The organism is Conexibacter sp. SYSU D00693, assembly GCF_017084525.1.
In the GTDB taxonomy this organism is placed as follows: domain Bacteria; phylum Actinomycetota; class Thermoleophilia; order Solirubrobacterales; family Solirubrobacteraceae; genus Baekduia.
Genome location: NZ_CP070950.1, coordinates 3,226,350 through 3,244,735, shown reverse-complemented (window position 1 = coordinate 3,244,735; position 18,386 = coordinate 3,226,350). Strand labels below are relative to the sequence as shown.

At 73.9% G+C, this 18,386-nt stretch carries 20 protein-coding genes; 11 read left to right on the top strand and 9 right to left on the bottom strand.

What is annotated here, in order from left to right:
• Position 1: 1 nt before the first annotated feature.
• The 5 genes from JUB12_RS16100 (at position 2) to JUB12_RS16080 (ending at position 3,952) form a co-directional block, all read left to right on the top strand.
• Positions 2 to 427: an NUDIX hydrolase gene (locus JUB12_RS16100; RefSeq protein ID WP_205696431.1), complete on the top strand. Its 426-nt coding sequence runs from the start codon at positions 2 to 4 to the stop codon at positions 425 to 427.
• Between the two features lie 13 nt (positions 428 to 440).
• Complete coding sequence (locus JUB12_RS16095; RefSeq protein WP_205696430.1) at positions 441 to 839, top strand: ASCH domain-containing protein; 399 nt, start codon at positions 441 to 443, stop codon at positions 837 to 839.
• Between the two features lie 174 nt (positions 840 to 1,013).
• A complete protein-coding gene (gene groES / locus JUB12_RS16090; RefSeq protein ID WP_205696429.1) occupies positions 1,014 to 1,307 on the top strand; it encodes a co-chaperone GroES in 294 nt (97 codons plus the stop codon).
• A gap of 47 nt (positions 1,308 to 1,354) precedes the next feature.
• Positions 1,355 to 2,986: a chaperonin GroEL gene (gene groL / locus JUB12_RS16085; protein WP_205696428.1), complete on the top strand. Its 1,632-nt coding sequence runs from the start codon at positions 1,355 to 1,357 to the stop codon at positions 2,984 to 2,986.
• Positions 2,987 to 3,250: 264 nt separating this feature from the next.
• Positions 3,251 to 3,952: a hypothetical protein gene (locus JUB12_RS16080; protein WP_205696427.1), complete on the top strand. Its 702-nt coding sequence runs from the start codon at positions 3,251 to 3,253 to the stop codon at positions 3,950 to 3,952.
• Between the two features lie 170 nt (positions 3,953 to 4,122).
• Here the strand turns inward: JUB12_RS16080 and JUB12_RS16075 are convergent, their stop codons facing one another.
• Entirely contained in the window at positions 4,123 to 4,983 is an 861-nt protein-coding gene (locus JUB12_RS16075) for a sugar nucleotide-binding protein (protein ID WP_205696426.1), read from the bottom strand.
• A 74-nt stretch (positions 4,984 to 5,057) separates the two neighbouring features.
• Here JUB12_RS16075 and JUB12_RS16070 point away from each other — a divergent pair, with 74 nt between their 5' ends.
• Positions 5,058 to 5,495: a MarR family winged helix-turn-helix transcriptional regulator gene (locus JUB12_RS16070; RefSeq protein ID WP_205696425.1), complete on the top strand. Its 438-nt coding sequence runs from the start codon at positions 5,058 to 5,060 to the stop codon at positions 5,493 to 5,495.
• 11 nt (positions 5,496 to 5,506) lie between these two features.
• On the opposite strand, the gene JUB12_RS16065 is transcribed toward JUB12_RS16070, so the two are convergent.
• Both JUB12_RS16065 and JUB12_RS16060 read right to left on the bottom strand, forming a co-directional pair.
• Positions 5,507 to 6,805 (bottom strand): cytochrome P450, encoded by a 1,299-nt coding sequence (locus JUB12_RS16065; protein WP_205696424.1) that lies wholly within the window; start codon positions 6,803 to 6,805, stop codon positions 5,507 to 5,509.
• Complete coding sequence (locus JUB12_RS16060) at positions 6,802 to 8,115, bottom strand: cytochrome P450 (protein WP_205696423.1); 1,314 nt, start codon at positions 8,113 to 8,115, stop codon at positions 6,802 to 6,804. Before JUB12_RS16060 ends, JUB12_RS16065 begins: the two co-directional genes overlap by 4 nt.
• A 70-nt stretch (positions 8,116 to 8,185) precedes the next feature.
• On the opposite strand from JUB12_RS16060, the gene JUB12_RS16055 reads away from it, so the two are divergent.
• The gene (locus JUB12_RS16055) at positions 8,186 to 9,103 is read left to right on the top strand and encodes a fatty acid desaturase (protein ID WP_205696422.1); all 918 of its coding nucleotides are present in this window, start codon (positions 8,186 to 8,188) and stop codon (positions 9,101 to 9,103) included.
• Positions 9,104 to 9,167: 64 nt separating this feature from the next.
• On the opposite strand, the gene JUB12_RS16050 is transcribed toward JUB12_RS16055, so the two are convergent.
• Positions 9,168 to 10,253, bottom strand: a complete 1,086-nt coding sequence (locus JUB12_RS16050; protein ID WP_205696421.1) for a citrate synthase 2 — start codon at positions 10,251 to 10,253, stop codon at positions 9,168 to 9,170.
• Positions 10,254 to 10,347: 94 nt separating this feature from the next.
• Here JUB12_RS16050 and JUB12_RS16045 point away from each other — a divergent pair, with 94 nt between their 5' ends.
• Positions 10,348 to 11,763, top strand: a complete 1,416-nt coding sequence (locus tag JUB12_RS16045; RefSeq protein WP_205696420.1) for an amidase — start codon at positions 10,348 to 10,350, stop codon at positions 11,761 to 11,763.
• A 4-nt stretch (positions 11,764 to 11,767) separates the two neighbouring features.
• Positions 11,768 to 12,322: a CDP-archaeol synthase gene (locus tag JUB12_RS16040; RefSeq protein WP_205696419.1), complete on the top strand. Its 555-nt coding sequence runs from the start codon at positions 11,768 to 11,770 to the stop codon at positions 12,320 to 12,322.
• Between the two features lie 402 nt (positions 12,323 to 12,724).
• On the opposite strand, the gene JUB12_RS16035 is transcribed toward JUB12_RS16040, so the two are convergent.
• Positions 12,725 to 13,609, bottom strand: a complete 885-nt coding sequence (locus tag JUB12_RS16035) for an NAD(P)H-binding protein (RefSeq protein WP_205696418.1) — start codon at positions 13,607 to 13,609, stop codon at positions 12,725 to 12,727.
• Between the two features lie 63 nt (positions 13,610 to 13,672).
• Here JUB12_RS16035 and JUB12_RS16030 point away from each other — a divergent pair, with 63 nt between their 5' ends.
• Both JUB12_RS16030 and JUB12_RS16025 read left to right on the top strand, forming a co-directional pair.
• Positions 13,673 to 13,936: a ferredoxin family protein gene (locus JUB12_RS16030; protein ID WP_205696417.1), complete on the top strand. Its 264-nt coding sequence runs from the start codon at positions 13,673 to 13,675 to the stop codon at positions 13,934 to 13,936.
• A gap of 2 nt (positions 13,937 to 13,938) precedes the next feature.
• Positions 13,939 to 14,394: a beta-class carbonic anhydrase gene (locus JUB12_RS16025; protein ID WP_371822339.1), complete on the top strand. Its 456-nt coding sequence runs from the start codon at positions 13,939 to 13,941 to the stop codon at positions 14,392 to 14,394.
• Between the two features lie 25 nt (positions 14,395 to 14,419).
• On the opposite strand, the gene JUB12_RS16020 is transcribed toward JUB12_RS16025, so the two are convergent.
• The 4 genes from JUB12_RS16020 to JUB12_RS16005 all read right to left on the bottom strand — a co-directional run bounded on the left by JUB12_RS16020 (position 14,420) and on the right by JUB12_RS16005 (position 18,375).
• Positions 14,420 to 15,562 carry an Mrp/NBP35 family ATP-binding protein gene (locus tag JUB12_RS16020; RefSeq protein ID WP_205696415.1) on the bottom strand — a complete coding sequence of 381 codons (1,143 nt, stop codon included), beginning with the start codon at positions 15,560 to 15,562 and terminating at the stop codon, positions 14,420 to 14,422.
• A 93-nt stretch (positions 15,563 to 15,655) separates the two neighbouring features.
• A complete protein-coding gene (locus tag JUB12_RS16015) occupies positions 15,656 to 16,378 on the bottom strand; it encodes a hypothetical protein (RefSeq protein ID WP_205696414.1) in 723 nt (240 codons plus the stop codon).
• Positions 16,379 to 16,534: 156 nt separating this feature from the next.
• Positions 16,535 to 17,536 (bottom strand): zinc-dependent metalloprotease, encoded by a 1,002-nt coding sequence (locus tag JUB12_RS16010; RefSeq protein ID WP_205696413.1) that lies wholly within the window; start codon positions 17,534 to 17,536, stop codon positions 16,535 to 16,537.
• Positions 17,533 to 18,375: an inositol monophosphatase family protein gene (locus tag JUB12_RS16005; protein ID WP_205696412.1), complete on the bottom strand. Its 843-nt coding sequence runs from the start codon at positions 18,373 to 18,375 to the stop codon at positions 17,533 to 17,535. The genes JUB12_RS16010 and JUB12_RS16005 overlap by 4 nt, the downstream gene beginning before the upstream one ends.
• Positions 18,376 to 18,386: the final 11 nt, after the last annotated feature.

Below are 18,386 nucleotides of genomic sequence, written 5' to 3'. Positions count from 1 at the left end.
GATGGCGGGCGAGGAGGTCAGCGCAGGAGGCGTGGTGGTCCGTGGCCTCGAGTGCGTCGTGATCGTGCCGACGCGCCGCGCCGCGGACGGCTCGAAGGTCCTCGCGCTGCCCAAGGGCCACCCCGAGAAGGGGGAGAGCTCGCAGGAGGCCGCCTTGCGCGAGGTGCGCGAGGAGGCGGGCGTCGACGCGCGGGTGCTGGGCCGTCTGGGCGAGGTCCGCTACCACTACCAGCGCGGCGGCCGGCGGATCGCCAAGCGCGTGGACTTCTTCCTGCTCGAGCACACGGGCGGCAGCCCCGACGACCACGACCACGAGGTCGAGGTGGCGCGGTGGATGGCGCTGGCCGACGCGGCGCAGCAGCTGACCTACGACGGCGAGCGCGAGATGGTGACCCGGGCCCTGTCGCAGCTGACGGACGACGGGTAGGCTCCGTCGTCGGATGCAGGTCCTGAACTTCTACTCGACCATCTTCGCCGACCAGCTCAAGCGGGGGCGCAAGACGGCCACGATCCGCCTGGGCGACAAGTCGCACAAGTACAAGAAGAACCAGGCGGTGATGGTGACCATCGGGTACCAGCACTCGCCGCGCGAGAAGATCTTCGACGCGGTCATCGACCAGGTCGAGGTCAAGCGCGTCCGGGACCTCACGCCGCGCGACATCGAGCACGACAACCCCGAGTTCCGCCGGCACGAGGAGATGATCCACTTCCTCGAGCAGATCTACGGCAAGAAGGTGACGATGGACGACATCGTCACGGTCGTGCGCTTCTCGCAGATCATCGTGAACCCGCCCGCGTTCACCGATGCCCGCCTGGGCATCGGCGGCGCGCAGAACTAGCCCCGCGCGGCAGGGCGGCGCTTCGGCGCCGAACTCTGCTGGCACTCGCTGTGAACGAGTGCCAATCGGCCCTTGACCACGGGGTCGCTCTTGGTATGCTCGCGCCAGGTTGGCACTCGCCACCCCAGAGTGCCAGCAACGACGAACCGCGAGTCACCTCAACGGAGGTCACAGATGAAGCTCAAGCCCCTCGGCGATCGGCTGATCGTGCGGGCGATCGAGGAGGAGGAGACCACCGCGAGTGGGATCGTCCTCCCGGACACCGCCAAGGAGAAGCCGCAGAAGGGCGAGGTCCTCGCCGTCGGTGACGGCAAGGTCAACGAGGACACCGGCAAGCGCACGCCCCTCGACGTGTCCCAGGGCGACACGGTCCTCTACAGCAAGTACGGCGGCACGGAGATCAAGGTCGACGGCGAGGACCTGCTGGTCCTGCGCGAGTCCGACGTGCTCGCCAAGGTCGAGTCCTAGGCGACCGGCCCCACCCACTTCGAAGCAGCGACGGAAGAGAGACAGACATGGCTCACAAGGAGCTCAAGTACGACGCCGACGCGCGCAAGGCGCTCGAGCAGGGCGTCGACGCGGTGGCCAACGCCGTGAAGGTCACGCTCGGCCCGAAGGGCCGCTACGTGGTCCTCGACAAGAAGTTCGGCGCCCCGACGATCACGAACGACGGCGTCACCATCGCCCGCGAGATCGAGGTCGAGGACGTCTTCCAGAACCAGGGCGCCCAGCTCGTCCGCGAGGTCGCCACGGCGACCAACGACGTCGCCGGCGACGGCACGACGACCGCGACCGTCCTGGCCCAGGCCATCGTGCGCAACGGCCTGAAGAACGTCACGGCCGGCGCCAACCCGCTCGCGCTCAAGCGCGGCATCGAGAAGGCCGTCGACCAGGTCGTCGACAACATCAAGTCGCAGGCCAAGGAGATCTCGGGCAAGGACCAGATCGCCCGCGTCGCGACGATCTCGGCCGGCGACGAGGAGATCGGCGACGTCATCGCCGACGCCATCGAGAAGGTCGGCAAGGACGGCGTCGTGAACGTCGAGGAGGGCCAGACCTTCGGCATGGACCTCGAGTTCACCGAGGGCATGCAGTTCGACAAGGGCTACATCTCGCCCTACATGGTCACCGACCAGGACCGCATGGAGGCCGTCCTCGAGGACCCGTACGTCCTCATCGCCAACCAGAAGATCGGCTCGGTCCGGGACATCCTCCCGATCCTCGAGCAGACGATCCAGGGCGGCAAGCCGCTGCTGATCATCGCCGAGGACGTCGAGGGCGAGTCCCTCGCGACGCTCGTCGTGAACAAGCTGCGCGGCACCTTCACCGGCGTCGCCGTCAAGGCCCCGGGCTTCGGCGACCGCCGCAAGCGCATGCTCGAGGACATCGCCATCCTGACGGGCGGCGAGGTCATCACCGAGGAGATGGGCCTCAAGCTCGAGAACACCCAGCTCTCGCAGCTCGGCCGCGCCCGCCGCGTGGTCGTCGGCAAGGACACGACCACCATCGTGGACGGCGCCGGTGACACCGAGGCCATCAAGGGCCGCATCAACCAGATCAAGACGGAGGTCGAGAACACCGACTCCGACTTCGATCGGGAGAAGCTCCAGGAGCGCCTCGCCAAGCTCTCCGGCGGCGTCGCCGTCGTGAAGGTCGGCGCGGCCACCGAGACGGAGATGAAGGAGAAGAAGCACCGCGTCGAGGACGCGCTGCAGGCCACCCGCGCGGCCCTCGAGGAGGGCATCGTGCCGGGCGGCGGCGTGGCGCTGCTCCAGGCGGCCGGCGGGGTCTCCGTCGACGCGATCGAGGACGAGGACGAGCGCACCGGCGCCCGCATCATCCTGCGCTCGCTCGAGGAGCCGCTCCGTCAGATCGCGGAGAACGCGGGCCTCGAGGGCTCCGTCGTCGTCTCCGACGTCCGCAAGGCCAAGCAGGGCGAGGGCCTGAACGCCGCGACCGGTGAGATCGTCGACCTCGTGTCGGCGGGCGTCATCGACCCGGCCATGGTCACCCGCTCCGCGCTCCAGAACGCGGCCTCCATCGCGAAGAACATCCTCACGACCGAGGCGATCGTCGCGGAGATGCCCGAGAAGGACGGCGCCGGCGCCATGGGCGGCGGCATGCCCGACATGGGCGGCATGATGTAGCCACGCGCTCACGCGCGTAGGACCTCGGAGGGCCCGGCATCTGCCGGGCCCTCTGTCGTTGCGGGGCGTGCGTGAGAAGCAGGGGACTGTCCCCTTCTTCTCACGCACGCGCACGGGCGCCGCCCGCCCCCGCGCGCTCGAACAGGGCGATCTGCAGGGACTTCGTGGTGTGCGGGCGCGTGTGAGAAGGAGGGGACTGTCCCCTTCTTCGCAGTCTCAGGCGACGCTCAGCGTCTCTTCAGGGTGCGCCAGCACCATGGCGCCATGAGAACCCGACGCATCGCCATCATCGCGGCCGCGGTCGCCGCGGTGGCCGCAGGGTCCGCGGGCGCGATCGCGGCGACGACGAAGGACGAGGCCAAGCAGCGCGAGGACGCGGTCCTCAGCGATGCCGCCAAGCGCCTCGACGTCGCCCCCGAGGACCTGCGCAACGCGCTCAGCGCGGCGCAGGACGCCCAGATCGACCAGGCGGTCAAGGACGGCAAGCTCACGCAGGAGCAGGCCGACGCCATCAAGGCCAAGCGCAAGGACAGCGGGCTGGTGCTCGGCGGTCCTCGCGGCGGGCGCGCCTTCGGGCCCGGCGGCCCGGGCTTCGGCCCCCACGGCAAGGCGTTCGGCGCCTTCCGCGGGGTGTTCGAGGACGCCGCCAAGGCGCTGGGCCTGAGCCCCGCCGAGCTCAAGCGGCAGCTGGCCGACGGCAGGACGCCGGCGCAGATCGCCAGGGCCCAGGGCAAGGACCTCGACGAGGTCAAGGCCGCGGTCAAGGAGAGCGCCACCGACCGCCTCGACCAGGCGGTCAAGGACGGCGACCTCACCGACGCGCAGCGCGACCGGATCGTCCGCCGCCTCGACGAGGCCATCGACCGGCTCGCCGACGGGCGCGTGCCGCGCTTCGGCCGTGGCGGCCGCGGCGGTCCCGGCCACGGGTGGGGCGGTCCTCCGCCCGGCCTGCCCGGCGGGCCCTAGGGCCCGGCAGCAGGACGGCGGGCCGTGACCCCGCCACCGTGCCGATCGGTCGCCTCCGCGCAGGGCTTGCGGCGGCCACCGATCGCGTCGCGGCGGCGGGTCACGTCCAACCGGTCGGGGACCCTAGCGGTGCCCGGCCGGGGCCTTGTGCGGCTGACCACACCCTGCCGTCACGACGTCCTGCGCAGGACCTCCGAGACCCCGCGCAGCGGCGTCTCGAGCAGCGCCAGCGCCCGGGAGACGTCCAGCGCGCAGTCGCGCGGCCGGCCCGGCGGTGACGGCGCGCCGCGCAGGCCGGAGGCGTCGACCCCCGCCGCCTCGCAGGCGAGCCTCGCGAAGGTGAGGCGGTCGACCGCCTCGGTGCCCGCCACGTGCAGGGGCCCGGCGACGCCGGGCCGCGCCGCCAGCTCGAGGACCGCCGCCGCGAGGTCGCCGACCTGCACGGGGCAGCGGACCTCGTCGGTGAAGAACGCCATCTCCCGCTCCCCGCGCGCGACGGCGATCGCCAGCGCCTCGTGCTTCGAGCGCTCCGCGCCCGGCCCGCCGAAGACCAGCGACGTGCGCACGAGCACCGCCCCCGGGTCGGCCGCCGCGACCTCCTCCTCGGCGCGCGCCTTCGCCGCGCCGTACGGGAAGACCGGCGCGGGCGGGTCGTCCTCGCGCAGCGGCCGGCCGAGGTCGCCGGCGAAGACGACGTCGCTCGACAGGTGCACGAGCCGCGCGCCGACCGCCCGCGCCGCCGCGGCGACGTGGCGTGAGCCCTCGACGATGGTCGCCTCCGCCGCCGGCCCGTCCTGGACGTAGGCGCAGTGGACGACCGCGTCGGGCCGGACGTCGTCGACGACGCGCGCGACCGCCTCGGCGTCGCGCACGTCGAGGCGCACCGCGACCGCGTCGCCGCGCAGGAACACCTCCCGCGCCGGGGACGTCGTGTGGCACGTGCCGGCGACGGTGCGGCCGGCGCGGACCGCTCGCTCGGCCACCTCGCCGCCGAGGAAGCCCGAGGCGCCGGTGACCAGGAGGCGCGTCATCGGCGCGACAGGCTGTCACGCATCTGCCGAGCCGTCCGAGGACGGCCCGTGATGCCGGGTATCCTGGGCCGGGCATGCCGGAGCTCGACGCGCGAGCGGGGGTCTCTCCAGCCAGCGAGGCGTGGCGGCTCATCGGCGACCTCTTCCACGGCCAGAAGCACCGCTTCGCCGCGATCGCCTCCGAGTTCGAGCTCTCGCCGCCCCAGCTGTGGGCGCTGCGCGCGCTCGAACCCGACGAGCCCTCGCCCATGAGCTGCCTGGCGCAGTCGCTCAAGTGCGACGCGTCCAACGTCACCGGCATCGTCGACCGCCTCCAGCACCGGGGCCTGGTCGAGCGACGCGCGGCCGAGCACGACCGCCGCGTCAAGCACCTGCTGCTCACCGACGAGGGCGTCGAGCTGCGCCAGCGGCTCATCGAGCGCCTCGACGCGCCGCCCGCCGGCATCGCGGCGCTCAGCCCGGACGAGCAGGCGCAGCTGCGCGACCTGCTGCGCCGCGCGCTCGAGCACTAGCCCACGCCGGCTCAGGCACGGCCCGCCACGAGCCGTCCGCCGTGCTCGGGCGCCATCACGATCGCCCGGCGCACCACGCGCTCCGGCGCCGGACCGTCGACCCGCAGCCCGCCGCGCGCCCGCACCAGCTCGCCCAGCACCACGCGCATCTCCTGCTCGGCGAACGCCGCGCCGATGCACCGGCGCACCCCGCCGCCGAACGGGATCCACGTGTACGTGCCGGGCGGGCGGTCGAGGAAGCGTTCGGGCCGGAACGCCAGCGGTTCCGGGTAGAGGTCCGGCCGGCGGTGCACCAGGTGCGCGCACGGCGCCACGACGCAGCCCGCCGGCAGCCGCAGGCCGCCGACGTCGGCGTCCTCGGTCAGGCGGCGGGCGACGATCGTGATCGGCGACCGCAGCCGCAGCGTCTCCTTCACCACCGCGTCGGCGTAGGCCTCGTCGCCGTCGCGCAGCCGGCCGAGCGCCTCCGGGTGGCGCAGGAGGCGCTCGAGCGCCCACGACAGGGCGGTCGCGGTCGTCTCGTGGCCGGCCACCAGGAGCGTCACGAGCTCGTCGCGCAGCTCGTCGTCGGTCATCGGCCGGCCGTCCTCGTGGTGCGCGCAGAGCAGGAGCGCCAGCACGTCCTCGTCGCGCTCGACGCCGGCCTGGGCGCGCCGGTCGCGGATGAGCTCGTGCAGGAGGCGGTCGACCGGGACGAGGATCCGGCGCAGCAGCGGGAGGCGGTCGGCGCGGCGCGGCCCGGCCAGGAAGATGAGCATCACCAGCCGCGGGTCCATGATCGCGCCCAGCATGCGCCGCAGCGCCGCGCGCAGGGCGACCGCCCGCGGGTCGTCGCGCGCGACCCCGAGGACGACGCGCAGGATGATCTCGAGCGTCAGCGCCTGCATCCGCGGCTGGGCGGCGAACGGCTCGCCGTCGGGCCAGGAGGCGATCTCCTCGCGCGCGACCTGGGCCATGAGCGCGCGCTGGGCGGCCAGCCGCTCGCCGTGGAACGCCGGCAGCAGCAGCCGGCGCTCGGCGAGGTGGCGGCGCCCGTCGAGCAGCAGGAGCGAGCCGGGGCCGACCAGCGGCTCGAGCAGCGCGTTGCCCTCGCCGGCGCGGAAGACGTCGGGCGAGCCGGTGAAGACGTCGCGGACGGCGGCCGGGTCGCTGAGCAGGACGACCGCCGGCTCGCTGGCCATCCGCAGCGTGAACGCGTCGCCGTAGCGGTCACGGCAGCGCTCGAGCCAGCCCAGCGGACGCGTGACCCAACCCACCGTCTGCACCGCCCGCGGCAGCCGCGGGCCGGGCGGCAGCGCCGCCACGCTCACGCCGCGACGACCTCGCCGCCCCGCGCGGGCGCGAGCGTGATCGCCCGCCGGGTGACGCCCTCGCCGTCGTCGTCGCGTGCCGGGCGCAGCTCGGCACTGCGGGCGACCTCGAGCAGGACCTCCTCCATCTCCATCAGCGCGAACGACGCGCCCAGGCAGCGCCGCACCCCGCCGCCGAACGGGAACCAGGTGTACGTCCCGGGCGCGGTGTCGAGGAAGCGCTCGGGGACGAAGCGGTGCGGGTCGGGGTAGACGTCGGGCCGGCGGTGCACGAGCTGGATGCACGGCACCGCGGTGGCGCCCTCGGGCAGCTCGACGCCACCGGCGCTCAGCGGCGCATGGACGCGCCGGACGACGACCGGGATCACGGGCCGCAGGCGCAGCGCCTCACGGCAGACGGCCTGGGCGTAGGCGCTGTGGCCGTCCGCGGCCTCCCCGCGCAGCCGCTCCAGGCGCGCCGGGTCGCGGACGAGCCGCTCGAGTGCCCAGGACAGCGCGGTGGCCGTCGTCTCGTGGCCGGCGACGAGCAGCGTGACGAGCTCGTCGCGCAGCTCCTGGTCGGTGAGGTCGTCGCCGTCCTCGGCGCGGGCGCGCAGGAGGAGGCTCAGGACGTCGTCGCGCTCGTCGAGGTCGGGCGCCGCGCGGCGGGCCTCGATCGCCGCGAAGACCTCGCGGTCCACGGCCTCGAGCAGCTTGCGCAGCCGCGGCACCGACCGCACGCGCTTGGGGCCGAGCAGCGCGACGAGCAGGAAGCTCGCGGGCGTCGCGACGTCCTCGAGCATCCGGCGCAGGACGGTGCGCAGCCGCGCCAGCGACTGCGCGTCGCGCGCGCCGAACACCGTGCGCAGGATGATCTCGAGCGTCAGCGCCGCCATCCGCGGCTGGGTGCGCAGCGGCGCACCCCGCGGCCAGGAGGCGATCTCCGCGGCGGCCACCTCGCGCATCGTCGCCCGGTAGGACGCAAGGGCCTCGCCGTGGAACGGGGGCAGGAGCAGCCGGCGCTGGCGCAGGTGCTCGCGACCGTCGACCAGCAGGACCGACCGGGCGCCGAGCACCGGCTCGAGGATCGCGTTGGCCTCGCCCGCGCGCGCGACCTCCGGGTCGGCCGTGAAGACGTCGCGCACCATGTCCGGGTGGGCCAGCACCGCCCACGGCGGCTCGGTCCCGATCCGGATCGTGAACGCGTCGCCGAACTGCTCCTGGCAGCGCAGGAGGAACGGCACCGGCCGCGTCGCCCACGCGAGCGTCTGCAGCGCCCGGGAGCTGCGGGGCCCGGGCGGGAGGTCGACCAGGTCGGGCGGCGGCGCCATGTCCGCACGCTACCGGTCGTCGGGCCGATCGTCGCAGTGCGCGAACTCGCGCGCTACGCTTCTTGACACTGTGTCAACCCAGACCCTCGCACCTCACCCCGCCGACCAGATCCGGCGCATCCCCGACCCCGCCGAGCCGATCCCCGCGATCGCGCTCCCGGTGCTCGGGCTCTTCCTGGGCGGCCATGCCCTGTTCTGGACCTCGACCGCGCTCACGGTCAGCGACGTGCTGCCCTGGCCGGTCGGCATGCTGCTCAACGCCGTCGCGTGCTTCGTGCTCTTCACGGTCTCGCACGACGCCGCGCACAACTCCGTCTCGAGCAACGAGCACGTCACGACGTGGCTCGGGCGCCTGTCGACGGTGATGTTCGCCGCCCACGCCGGCTTCCGGACGTGGCGCTTCATCCACATGCAGCACCACCGCTTCACCAACCACGACGACGGCCGGGACCCCGACCACTGGACCCACAGCGGCCCGAAGGCCCTGCTGCCGCTCAAGTGGCTGACCGTCGACCTCTGGTACATGGTCTTCTACCTGCCCAAGCTGGGCTCGCGGCCGAAGGCCGAGCGCCTCGAGCTGTTCGCGACGTGGGCGGTCGTCGGCGCGGTGGCCGCGGCGCTCATCGCGACCGGCAACGCGTTCGAGCTCGTCGTGCTCTACCTCGTGCCGATGCGCCTCGCGGTGGCGTTCCTGGCGTGGTCGTTCGACTACCTGCCCCACCACGGCCTCGAGGACCACACGCAGACGACGGACAAGTTCAAGGCGACGCGCAACCGGATCGGCGCCGAGAAGGTGCTGAGCCCGCTGCTGCTCAACCAGAACTACCACCTGGTCCACCACCTGCACCCGCGCATCCCGTTCCACCGCTACGTCGCGGTGTGGCGCAAGGCGGAGGACCGCTACCTCGAGCACGACCCGTCGCTGAGCACGGCGGGTGGCCGCCCGCTCACCGTCGAGGAGTACCGGCGGCTGCGGGAGATGCACTAGCGCCGTCCCACCCCGGCGCGCGCCCGCTGCGGGGCGCGCGCCGGCCAGGCGGGACGGGCGGCGGCTAGACCTCGTCGATCGGGCGCGGACCCGGCCCGACGTACTTCGCCGTCGGGCGGATGAGCCGGCCCTCGCGCTTCTGCTCGAGGATGTGCGCGCTCCAGCCGGCGACGCGCGCGCAGGTGAACATCGAGGTGAACAGGTCGGCCGGCACCTGGGCGGTGTCGAGCACGACGGCCGACCAGTACTCGACGTTCGTGGCGAGGACGCGGTCGGGCTTGCGGGCCTTGAGCTCGGCGAGCGCCGCCTGCTCGAGGGCCTCGGCGACCTCGAAGCGCTTCGAGCCGATCTCGCGCGCGGTGCGCCGCAGGACGCGGGCCCGCGGGTCCTCGGCGCGGTAGACGCGGTGGCCGAAGCCCATGAGGCGCTCGCCGCGGTCCAGGGCGTCCTTGACCCACTTGTCGGCGTCGCCGGTCTGCTCGACGCCGTCGAGCATCTTCAGCACGCGCGAGGGCGCGCCGCCGTGCAGCGGGCCGCTGAGCGCACCGATCGCGCTCGACAGCGCGGCAGCGACGTCGGCGCCGGTGGAGGCCACGACGCGCGCCGTGAACGTGGAGGCGTTCATGCCGTGCTCGGCGGCGGAGATCCAGTAGGCGTCGATGGCCTTGGCGTGGTCCGGGTCGGCCTCGCCGCGCCAGCGGATGAGGAAGCGCTCCGCGATGGTCCTGGCCTTGTCGACCTCGGTCTGCGGCACCCACGGCTTGCCCAGGCCGCGGGCGCTCTGGGCGACGAAGCTCAGGGCCATGACGGAGGCGCGGGCGAGCTGCTCGCGGGCGGCCTCGTCGGAGATGTCGATGAGGGCCTCGAAGCCCCACTCGGGGGCGAGCATGGCGAGCGCGGACTGGACGTCGACGCGCGGGTCGCCGGAGCGGACGGTCAGCGGATGCGGCTCGGCGGGCGGCAGGCCCGGGTCGAAGCTGCCGTCCACGAGGAGGCCCCAGACCTTCTCGTAGGGCACCTTCCCGACCAGGTCCTCGATGTCGACGCCGCGGTAGCGCAGCGCGCCACCCTCCTTGTCGGGCTCGGCGATCTCCGTGGCGAAGGCTACGACGCCCTCGAGGCCGCTCTGGACCTCGGCGGTGGCGCTCATGTGCGTGCTCCTGGGTGAGTCGGGGCGGGGTCGCCCTGACTCTATTCGGGTCCGGACCGAGGCACCCCACTTGGCCGGATGTAGGGTCGCCGCTGTGGAGGAGCTGCTCACCCGGCCCGTCGACGAGCTCGCCCGGCTCGTGCGCAGCGGGGAGGTCCGCGCGCGCGAGCTCGTGCAGGCGTCGCTGGATCGCATCGAGGCCGTCGACGGCCAGATCGGCGCGTTCGTCGACGTCCTCGGCGACAAGGCGCTGGCCGCCGCCGACGAGGTCCAGCCGGGCGACCCCCGCCCCCTGGCGGGCGTCCCCGTGGCGATCAAGAACAACCGCGCGCTGGCGGGCGAGCGGCTCACCCTCTGCGCGGACTTCATGGGCGACTTCGTGGCGCCCTACGACCACAACGTCGTGCGCCGGCTCAAGGAGGCGGGGGCCATCGTCGTCGGGACCACGCGGCTGCCCGAGTGGGGCATCGCGCCGACGACGGAGACGCGGCGCTTCGGCCAGACCCACAACCCGTACGACCTCTCGCGCACCCCCGGCGGGTCCAGCGGCGGCTCCGGCGCGGCGGTGGCCGCGGGCATGGTCCCGTTCGCCCACGCCAACGACGGCGGCGGCTCGACGCGCATCCCGGCGGCGTGCAACGGCCTCGTGGGCCTCAAGCCCCAGCGCGGGCGGATCTCGCAGGCGCCGGAGGTCGGCCACCAGTTCCTCGTGCAGGACGGCGTGCTCACGCGCACCGTCGCGGAGACCGCGCTCTGCCTCGACCTGCTCGCCGGCTACGAGGTCGGCGACATGGCGTGGGCGCCGCCGCCGGCGGAGCCCTTCTCGACCGCCGCGGCCCGCGAGCCCGGCCGGCTGCGCATCGCGGTCTCGACGCGCACGCCGCTGCCCGACACGCCCGTGCACCCGTCCTCGGAGCAGGCGGTCCGCGACGCCGCGGCGCTGCTCGAGTCGCTGGGCCACGAGGTCGTGGAGGCCGATCCGCCGTGGCGCCAGGACGGGCTCCTGCACAAGTTCACGGCGCTCTTCGGCCCGGCGGTCTGCACCCAGATCGCCCTCGCCTCCATGCTCGCCGGCCGCGAGCCGGCCGAGGAGGACATGGAGCCGATGAGCTGGGCGATCTGGCAGCTGTGCAAGTCGATCGACGCGACGAGCGCGCTGGGGGCCGAGTACCAGCTGCATGGCTTCGCGCGCGCGTTCCTGACCTGGCTGGCGGACTTCGACGTCCTGCTCACCCCGGCGCTCGCCGAGCCGCCGGTCGAGCTCGGCCTCCTGGATCCCGAGGGCCCCGACCCGATGGGCGTCTTCGCCCGCGGTGGGCGGTTCACCCCGTACACGGCGATCTTCAACGTCACCGGCTCGCCGGCGATCTCCGTGCCGCTGTTCGAGCACGACGGCCTGCCCCTCGCCGTCCAGCTCGCGGGCCAGCCGGCGCAGGAGGGCGCGCTCCTCGCGCTCGCGGCGCAGCTCGAGGCCGCCCAGCCCTGGGCCGACCGCCGCCCCGCCCTGTAGCCGCGTGGACGGCATCCTCGTCCTGCTCGTCGTCCTCGGCGCGCCGATCCTCCACGCCCCGGTCCTGCGCTTCGACCTCCTCACGGCCCTGAAGGCACCGCTCGACGGGGGCGCGACCTGGCGGGGCCGGCGCCTCTTCGGCGCCAACAAGACCTGGCGCGGCGCCCTGTGCATGCTCCTCGGCTGCCTCGGCGCGACGCTGCTGCTCGAGGCGGTGTGGCCGGCGTGGTGGGACGCGCTCCCGGACGACCTGCAGGACGCCGGGCCCGCGCTCGTCGGCACGCTCGTCGGCCTCGGCGTCGTCGTCGGCGAGCTGCCGAACTCGTTCGCCAAGCGCCAGCTCGACATCGCCCCCGGCACTCAGCAGCGCTCCGCGCGCGGGCTGTTCTTCACCGTGCTGGACCAGGGCGACCTCGTGCTCGGGATCTGGGTCGCGCTGCTCCCCGTCTACGTCATGCCCCTGTGGGTCCTGGCGGTGGCGTTCGCGGTGGTGAGCGGCGTGCACCTGCTCATCAACGTCATCGGCTACGCGATCGGGGCGCGGACGGCGCCGATCTAGGGTGGCGTTCCGCTCGGGCGTTCGTGTGATGCGTGGCCGTCGCGGCTCGCACTGAGGAGGGAGACCGGCCGGCCGGCGCCGGGTTCGCGAGACGGTCGGGGAGCTGGGGCCGCCCTGGGCGAGGTTCGGCGCTGTTGTGGGTTCGAGGTGTGGCCGGACCACACCGCCGCAGGACGCCTCCGCGCTGACTGCCCGTCACCCTGCAGTTGAGCCCCCTATAGGGCGGGGAACGACAGGGTCACGGACCGACCGCCCGCGCCGGTGTGCCCGCGCCCCCACAACCGCCCCTCCGACCGCCGGACGGCTCAGGCCTCCCTCTCCTTGCGTGAAGAAGCGGCGACCGCTTCGGACCCGACGAGCGTCCGAGCGGAACACCCGACCGTGAAAGGTGCCTGGCACCTTTCACCCCACCCCCAGCACCGCCGCCATCCGCTGGGGCCGGACCCCGAGCGCCTCGGCGTCCCGGGTCCCGGTCGGCGTCGTCATCGACACCTCGAGCAGCTCGACCTCGTCCCACGAGGCCAGCGCGCGCGAGCGCAGCAGCGCCTCGCCGGCCTGGAGCACCCGGGAGGAGATCGGGACCGGCACGCGCAGGAGCGGGCGCGAGCGGCCGGCGCCGCGCAGGATCGTCCGGACGATCTCGGCGTGGCTCAGCGTCTCGGGACCCGCGAGCTCGAGGCGGCGGGAGCCGTCGCCGTCGCCGTCGCGCAGGACGGCGTGGACGCAGTCGGCGACGTCGTCGGCCCAGACGGGCTGGAAGCGCGCGCGGCCGTTGCCGCTGATCGGCACGAACGGGGCGACCGCCGCGACGCGGCCGATGAGCGTCGAGTACGGGTCGCCGGGGGTGTAGACGACCGACGGCGCGAGGACGTCGTGGCGCAGCGACGACGACCGGACGGCCTCCTCCGCCAGCGCCTTGGCGCGGTGGAAGCGGGTGCGGTTGTGCGCGCTGGCGCCCAGCGCGCTGAGGAACACGAAGCGCTGCACGCCGGCGCGCTCGGCGGCCTGGACCATCCGCCAGGTCGCGATGCCGTTGAGCTCCTCGATCGACCCGCGCGGCTGGTCGCGCGCGGCGGCCGCGAGGTGCACCACGGTCGTGACGCCGCGCAGCGCGTTGCGGAAGGACGGCGGGTCGGCGAGGTCGCCGAGGGCGATCTGCACGCGCACCCGGTCGGCCCCCAGGCGCCGGGGGTCGCGGACGAGGCAGCGCACCGGGGTCCCCGCAGCGACGAGGCGGCTCAGGAGCGCCGAGCCGACGAGGCCCGTGGCGCCGGTGAGGAGCAGCATCGCCGGGCAGCCTACGCGGACCGGCCGCTCCCCCGCCCCCGCCTACTAGGATCCCCACCTCCCATGGCCTACGTCATCACCGAGCCCTGCGTCGGCACCAAGGACAACTCGTGCGTCGAGGTCTGCCCGGTCGACTGCATCCACCCCACCCCGGACGAGCCGGACTACGACCAGGTCGAGATGCTCCACATCGACCCGGATGAGTGCATCGACTGCGACGCGTGCGTCGAGGCGTGCCCCGTGGACGCGTGCTTCGCCGAGGACCAGGTCCCGGACGAGTGGCAGAGCTTCGTGGCGCGCAACGCCGAGTACTTCAAGGCGAAGTAGCCATCTCCGAGCAGGGGCAGCACCTCCCGATCGAGCCGCGGCTGCACATGGCAGTCGTGGCGTGCATGGACTCGCGCCTGGACGTGTTCAAGGTCCTGGGCCTGAACCCCGGCGACGCGCACGTCCTGCGCAACGCCGGCGGCGTGGTCACCGACGACATGATCCGCTCGCTGGCCATCTCGCAGCGCCTCCTCAAGACCGAGGAGATCGTGCTCGTGCACCACACCGACTGCGGGATGCTCAAGCTCTCCGAGGACACGTTCCGCGAGGAGCTGCGTCAGGAGACGGGCTTCAAGCCCACCTGGGCGGTGGAGGCCTTCGTCGACCTCGAGGACGACGTGCGGCACTCCATGAACCGCATCCAGGCCAGCCCGTTCCTCCTGCACAAGGACAAGGTCACGGGCTACATCTTCGACGTGGACACGCTGGAGCTGCGGCGGGTCGAGCCCGCCGCCTAGCTCCTCGTCCGGCCGGGCCGGCGCGCTAGCCGGCCATCGGCAGGCTCATGCCCGTGGGGGCAGGGCCTGCGGCGACCGGCTCCACCTGGCTGATCGCCAGGATCGGCAGGTCGAACGGCAGCGCCGCGAGCAGGCCGCGCGCCGTGTGGCGCAGCGCCTGGGCGGCGGGGTCGTCCGGGTCCTGGATCGTCAGCGGCGTCCCGATGTCGGCCTGCTCGCGCAGCGGCATGGTCAGCGGGACCTTGCCCAGCAGCGGGGCGTCGAGCTCGTCGGCGAGCTCCTGCCCGCCGCCCTCGCCGAAGATCTGGAAGCGCTCGCCCGACGGGGTGACGAAGCCGCTCATGTTCTCGACGACGCCCGCGATCTCGAGCGAGACCTTGTGGGCCATCTCGGCGGCCCGGCGCGCGACGCGCTGGGCGGTCGGCTGCGGCGTGGTGACGAGCAGGAAGCGCGCGTCGGGCAGCAGCTGGCTCAGCGTCATCGACACGTCGCCGGTGCCGGGCGGCAGGTCGACGAGGAGCACGTCGAGCTCGCCCCAGTCGACGTCCTCGAGGAACTGGGTGAGCGCCTTGTGGAGCATCGGGCCGCGCCAGACGACGGCCGCGTCCTCCTCGACGAAGAAGCCGATGGACATGACCTTCACGCCGTGGGCCTCGAGCGGGATGATCTTGCGCGTCGAGGACACCGGCGGGCGCTGGCCGCCGAGGCCGAGCATCCGCGGGATCGAGTAGCCCCAGACGTCGGCGTCCAGGACGCCGACCTTCTTGCCCTCGGCCGCGAGCGCGGTGGCGAGGTTGGCCGTGACGGTCGACTTGCCGACGCCGCCCTTGCCCGAGCCGACGCAGACGACGTGCTGCACCTGGGCCAGCGCGCCCTCGGGCAGCTGGCCGCGACCGAGCTTGCGCTGCAGCGCCTGCTTCTCGCTCGCGTCCAGGACGTCGAAGCTCACGCCCACCTGGGCGACGCCCAGGCCCTTGACGGCGTTGACGACCGCCGTCTGGAAGTGGCTGCGGATGGGGCAGCCGGCCGTGGTGAGCGACACCACGACATCGACGCGGTCGGCGCCGACCTCCACCGAACGGACCATGCCCAGGGTCACGATGTCCTGGCGCAGCTCGGGGTCGATGACGGCCTTCAGGGCCTCGAGGACTTCCTCACGGGTGGGCATGTGCCCTCCATTGTGGCAACGGATCGGCCGAGCACGACGACGGCCCGCCGAGGGAGGCGGGCCGTCGCGCACGGCATGGGGTGGGAGCGGGCGCTACGAGAGGGCCGCGACGCGCTCGGAGAGCTGCTTCGCGACGCCCGAGCCGGCGGTCAGGCCGGTCTGGGCGAGGTTCTCGATGCGGGCGGTCACGAAGTCGACGCGGGCGTCGAGGTCCTTGCGGTACACGCGGACCTGCTTCTCGACGTCGCGGCGCAGCGCCTTGAGCTCGCGCTCGGCCTTCGTGCGGTTCTGCTTGATCGTGCGCTCGACGCGGGTGCGGCGCTGGCGCAGCTCGCGCTCGAGCTTCGTGCGGTTGCGCTTGACGTCGCGCTCGAGCTGGTTGCGCGCGGTCGTGCCGCGGCGCTCGAAGCGGCGCAGCTGGGTCTGGATCTCCTTCTCGGCCGAGGCGCGGGTGCCGAAGGACGAGCGGAGCTCGGCGACGGCGCCCTCGACGCGCTCACGGGCGATCAGGGCGGCGCCGACCGGCACGAGGACGACGGTCGTGGCGACGTCCTGGACCTGCTCGGCGGTCGTCTTGACCTCCGCTCGAGCCGGGGCGGTCTTGCGGGCCGTCGTGCGCTTGGCGGACTTGGCGGCGGTCTTCGTGTTCGACTTCGCGGCGGCCGTGCGGCGCGTCGTGGTCGCCTTCTTGGCGGTCGTCGAGCGCTTGGTCGCCGCGGCCTTGCGGCGGTTGGTCGCCGGCGTCTTCGTCGCCGCGGTCTTCGCCGTGTCGGCGACGGTCTCGGTGGTGGTGGAGGTGGCGGGTGTGTCGGCCATGGTGGGTGGGGTCCCCTCGGTCGCTTGTAAGCAAGTTACGTCTAAGTCCACTAGGAGCGTACCAGCGAACACATGTTTGTAAACCGCCCGCCCGCGACCGTTACATCGGGGGCGAACGACCGCGCCGAACCGGCCCCGGAGCGGGGACGTCGTGGCTCAGGCGGTGCGCGCGAGCCAGGCGCCCGCGTCGGCCAGCTCGGCCGGTCGCGGCAGGGCCTCGGGGCCGCTCCACGCGGTCGCGAGGGCGGCCTCGCCGGCCTGCTCGACCACCGCGTCGCAGAACGCGCGACCCTGACGGTACTGGCGCAGCTTGAGGTCGAAGCCCAGCAGCGAGTCGAGGACGCGCAGCAGGACCGGCCGCGCGTCGCGGCGCTCCTCCAGGGCGTCGCGCAGCGGGCCGACGTCACCCAGCAGCTCCTCGCCCACCGTGTCCATCACCCACTCGGCGTGGCCCTCGACGAGGCTCATCGCCGCCTGCAGCTCGTCGAGCGCGGCGCCGCGCGTCGTCCCCAGCAGCAGCCCCGCCGGTCCGTGCTCGCGCACGCGCTCGACCAGGCCGAGGACGTCGAGGCGCAGCAGGGCCCGCGGGTCGGGCTTGAGCTCGACGGTCGAGACGAGCGAGCTGACGCGCTCGGCCAGCCAGCCGCGCAGCCACGGCGCGCCGCCGAACTGCACGGCGTGCGTGAGCTCGTGGACGGCGACCCAGCGCACCAGCGCGGCACGATCGACCTCCAGGCCGTCGGCGGCCTCGAGGAGGTTGGGGCCGACGAGCAGCAGCCGCGGCGGCGTCAGGTCCGCGGCGTCCAGGCGCAGGTCGTACTGGCCCAGGACGCGGCGGCCGAGCAGGCCGAGCAGCGCGCCGACCTCCGCGCCGAGGACGACGCCCGCGGCGGCGCGCACCGCGGCCGGCGGCGGGGGCGCCGCCTCGAGCACGGGCCCGAGGACCGCCTCCATGGCCGCGAGGTTCGCGTCCACCCAGGCGGCGCGACCGACCCACTCGAAGGGCGGCACGTCGCCGTCCTCGAGCCGCGCGCGGGCGCGGATGCGCGGCAGTGCGTCGTCGGCCACGCCGACGAGGTCGACCGGGGGCAGCTCGCGCAGGCCGTCGCCGCCCGCGGCGGTGAGGGCGACGGTGCGGGCGAGCCCCCAGTCGATCACGCGACCACGGCGGCCAGCTGCTCGAGCGCCTCGGGCGTCCGCGCGCCGACGACGGGGAAGTGCGGTTCGAGGTCCAGCGGCGCGTCGAGCGCGGACGGCGCGCCGACGAACTGCACGCAGCCGCCGCTCTCGCGGACAACGAGCTGCGCGGCGGCGACGTCGACCGCGCGACAGCGCCACAGCGAGCACATGCCGTCGACGCGGGTGGCGGCGACCTGCGACAGCGAGATCGCCATGGCGCCGATCGCGCGCAGCCGGTGCGTCGCCTGCTGCAGCCCCTCGGAGCTGCGCGCCAGCCAGCGCGGGTCGGCCGACTCGACGGCCACCAGCTCGAGCTTGCCCTCCTCGTTGCGGCGCTCGGGCGGCGGGTGGAGGCGCACGCCGTCGAGGAAGGCCCCCGCGCCGCGCCGCGCGGTCCACTCCTCCTCCGGCCCGAGGTCCAGGACGTAGGCGAACGCGACGTCGGCCATCGTCGGCCCGTCCGCGACGGCGATGGACAGCGCGTGGTGGGTCAGGCCGCGCTTGGCGTTCATCGAGCCGTCGATCGGGTCGACGACCACGAGCACGCCGTCGTCGCCGAAGTCCACGCGGCCGCGCTCCTCGCTGACCGCCGTGAAGCGCGCCCCGGCGTCGTGGAGGCGCTCGAGCTCGGAGAAGACGTGGTCCTCGGCGAGCTGGTCGATGACCAGGGTCCGGTCGCCCCCGCCGCCGGTCTCGCCCGTCTCGACCAGCCGGTCGCCCGTGGTCGGGTGCTGGCGCATGACCTCCTTGAGCCCCTCCCCCGCGGCCCGGCAGGCGGCGAGCCAGTCGTGGGCCAGGGCCGGATGAGCGCTCTCCATGCGCGGCATAT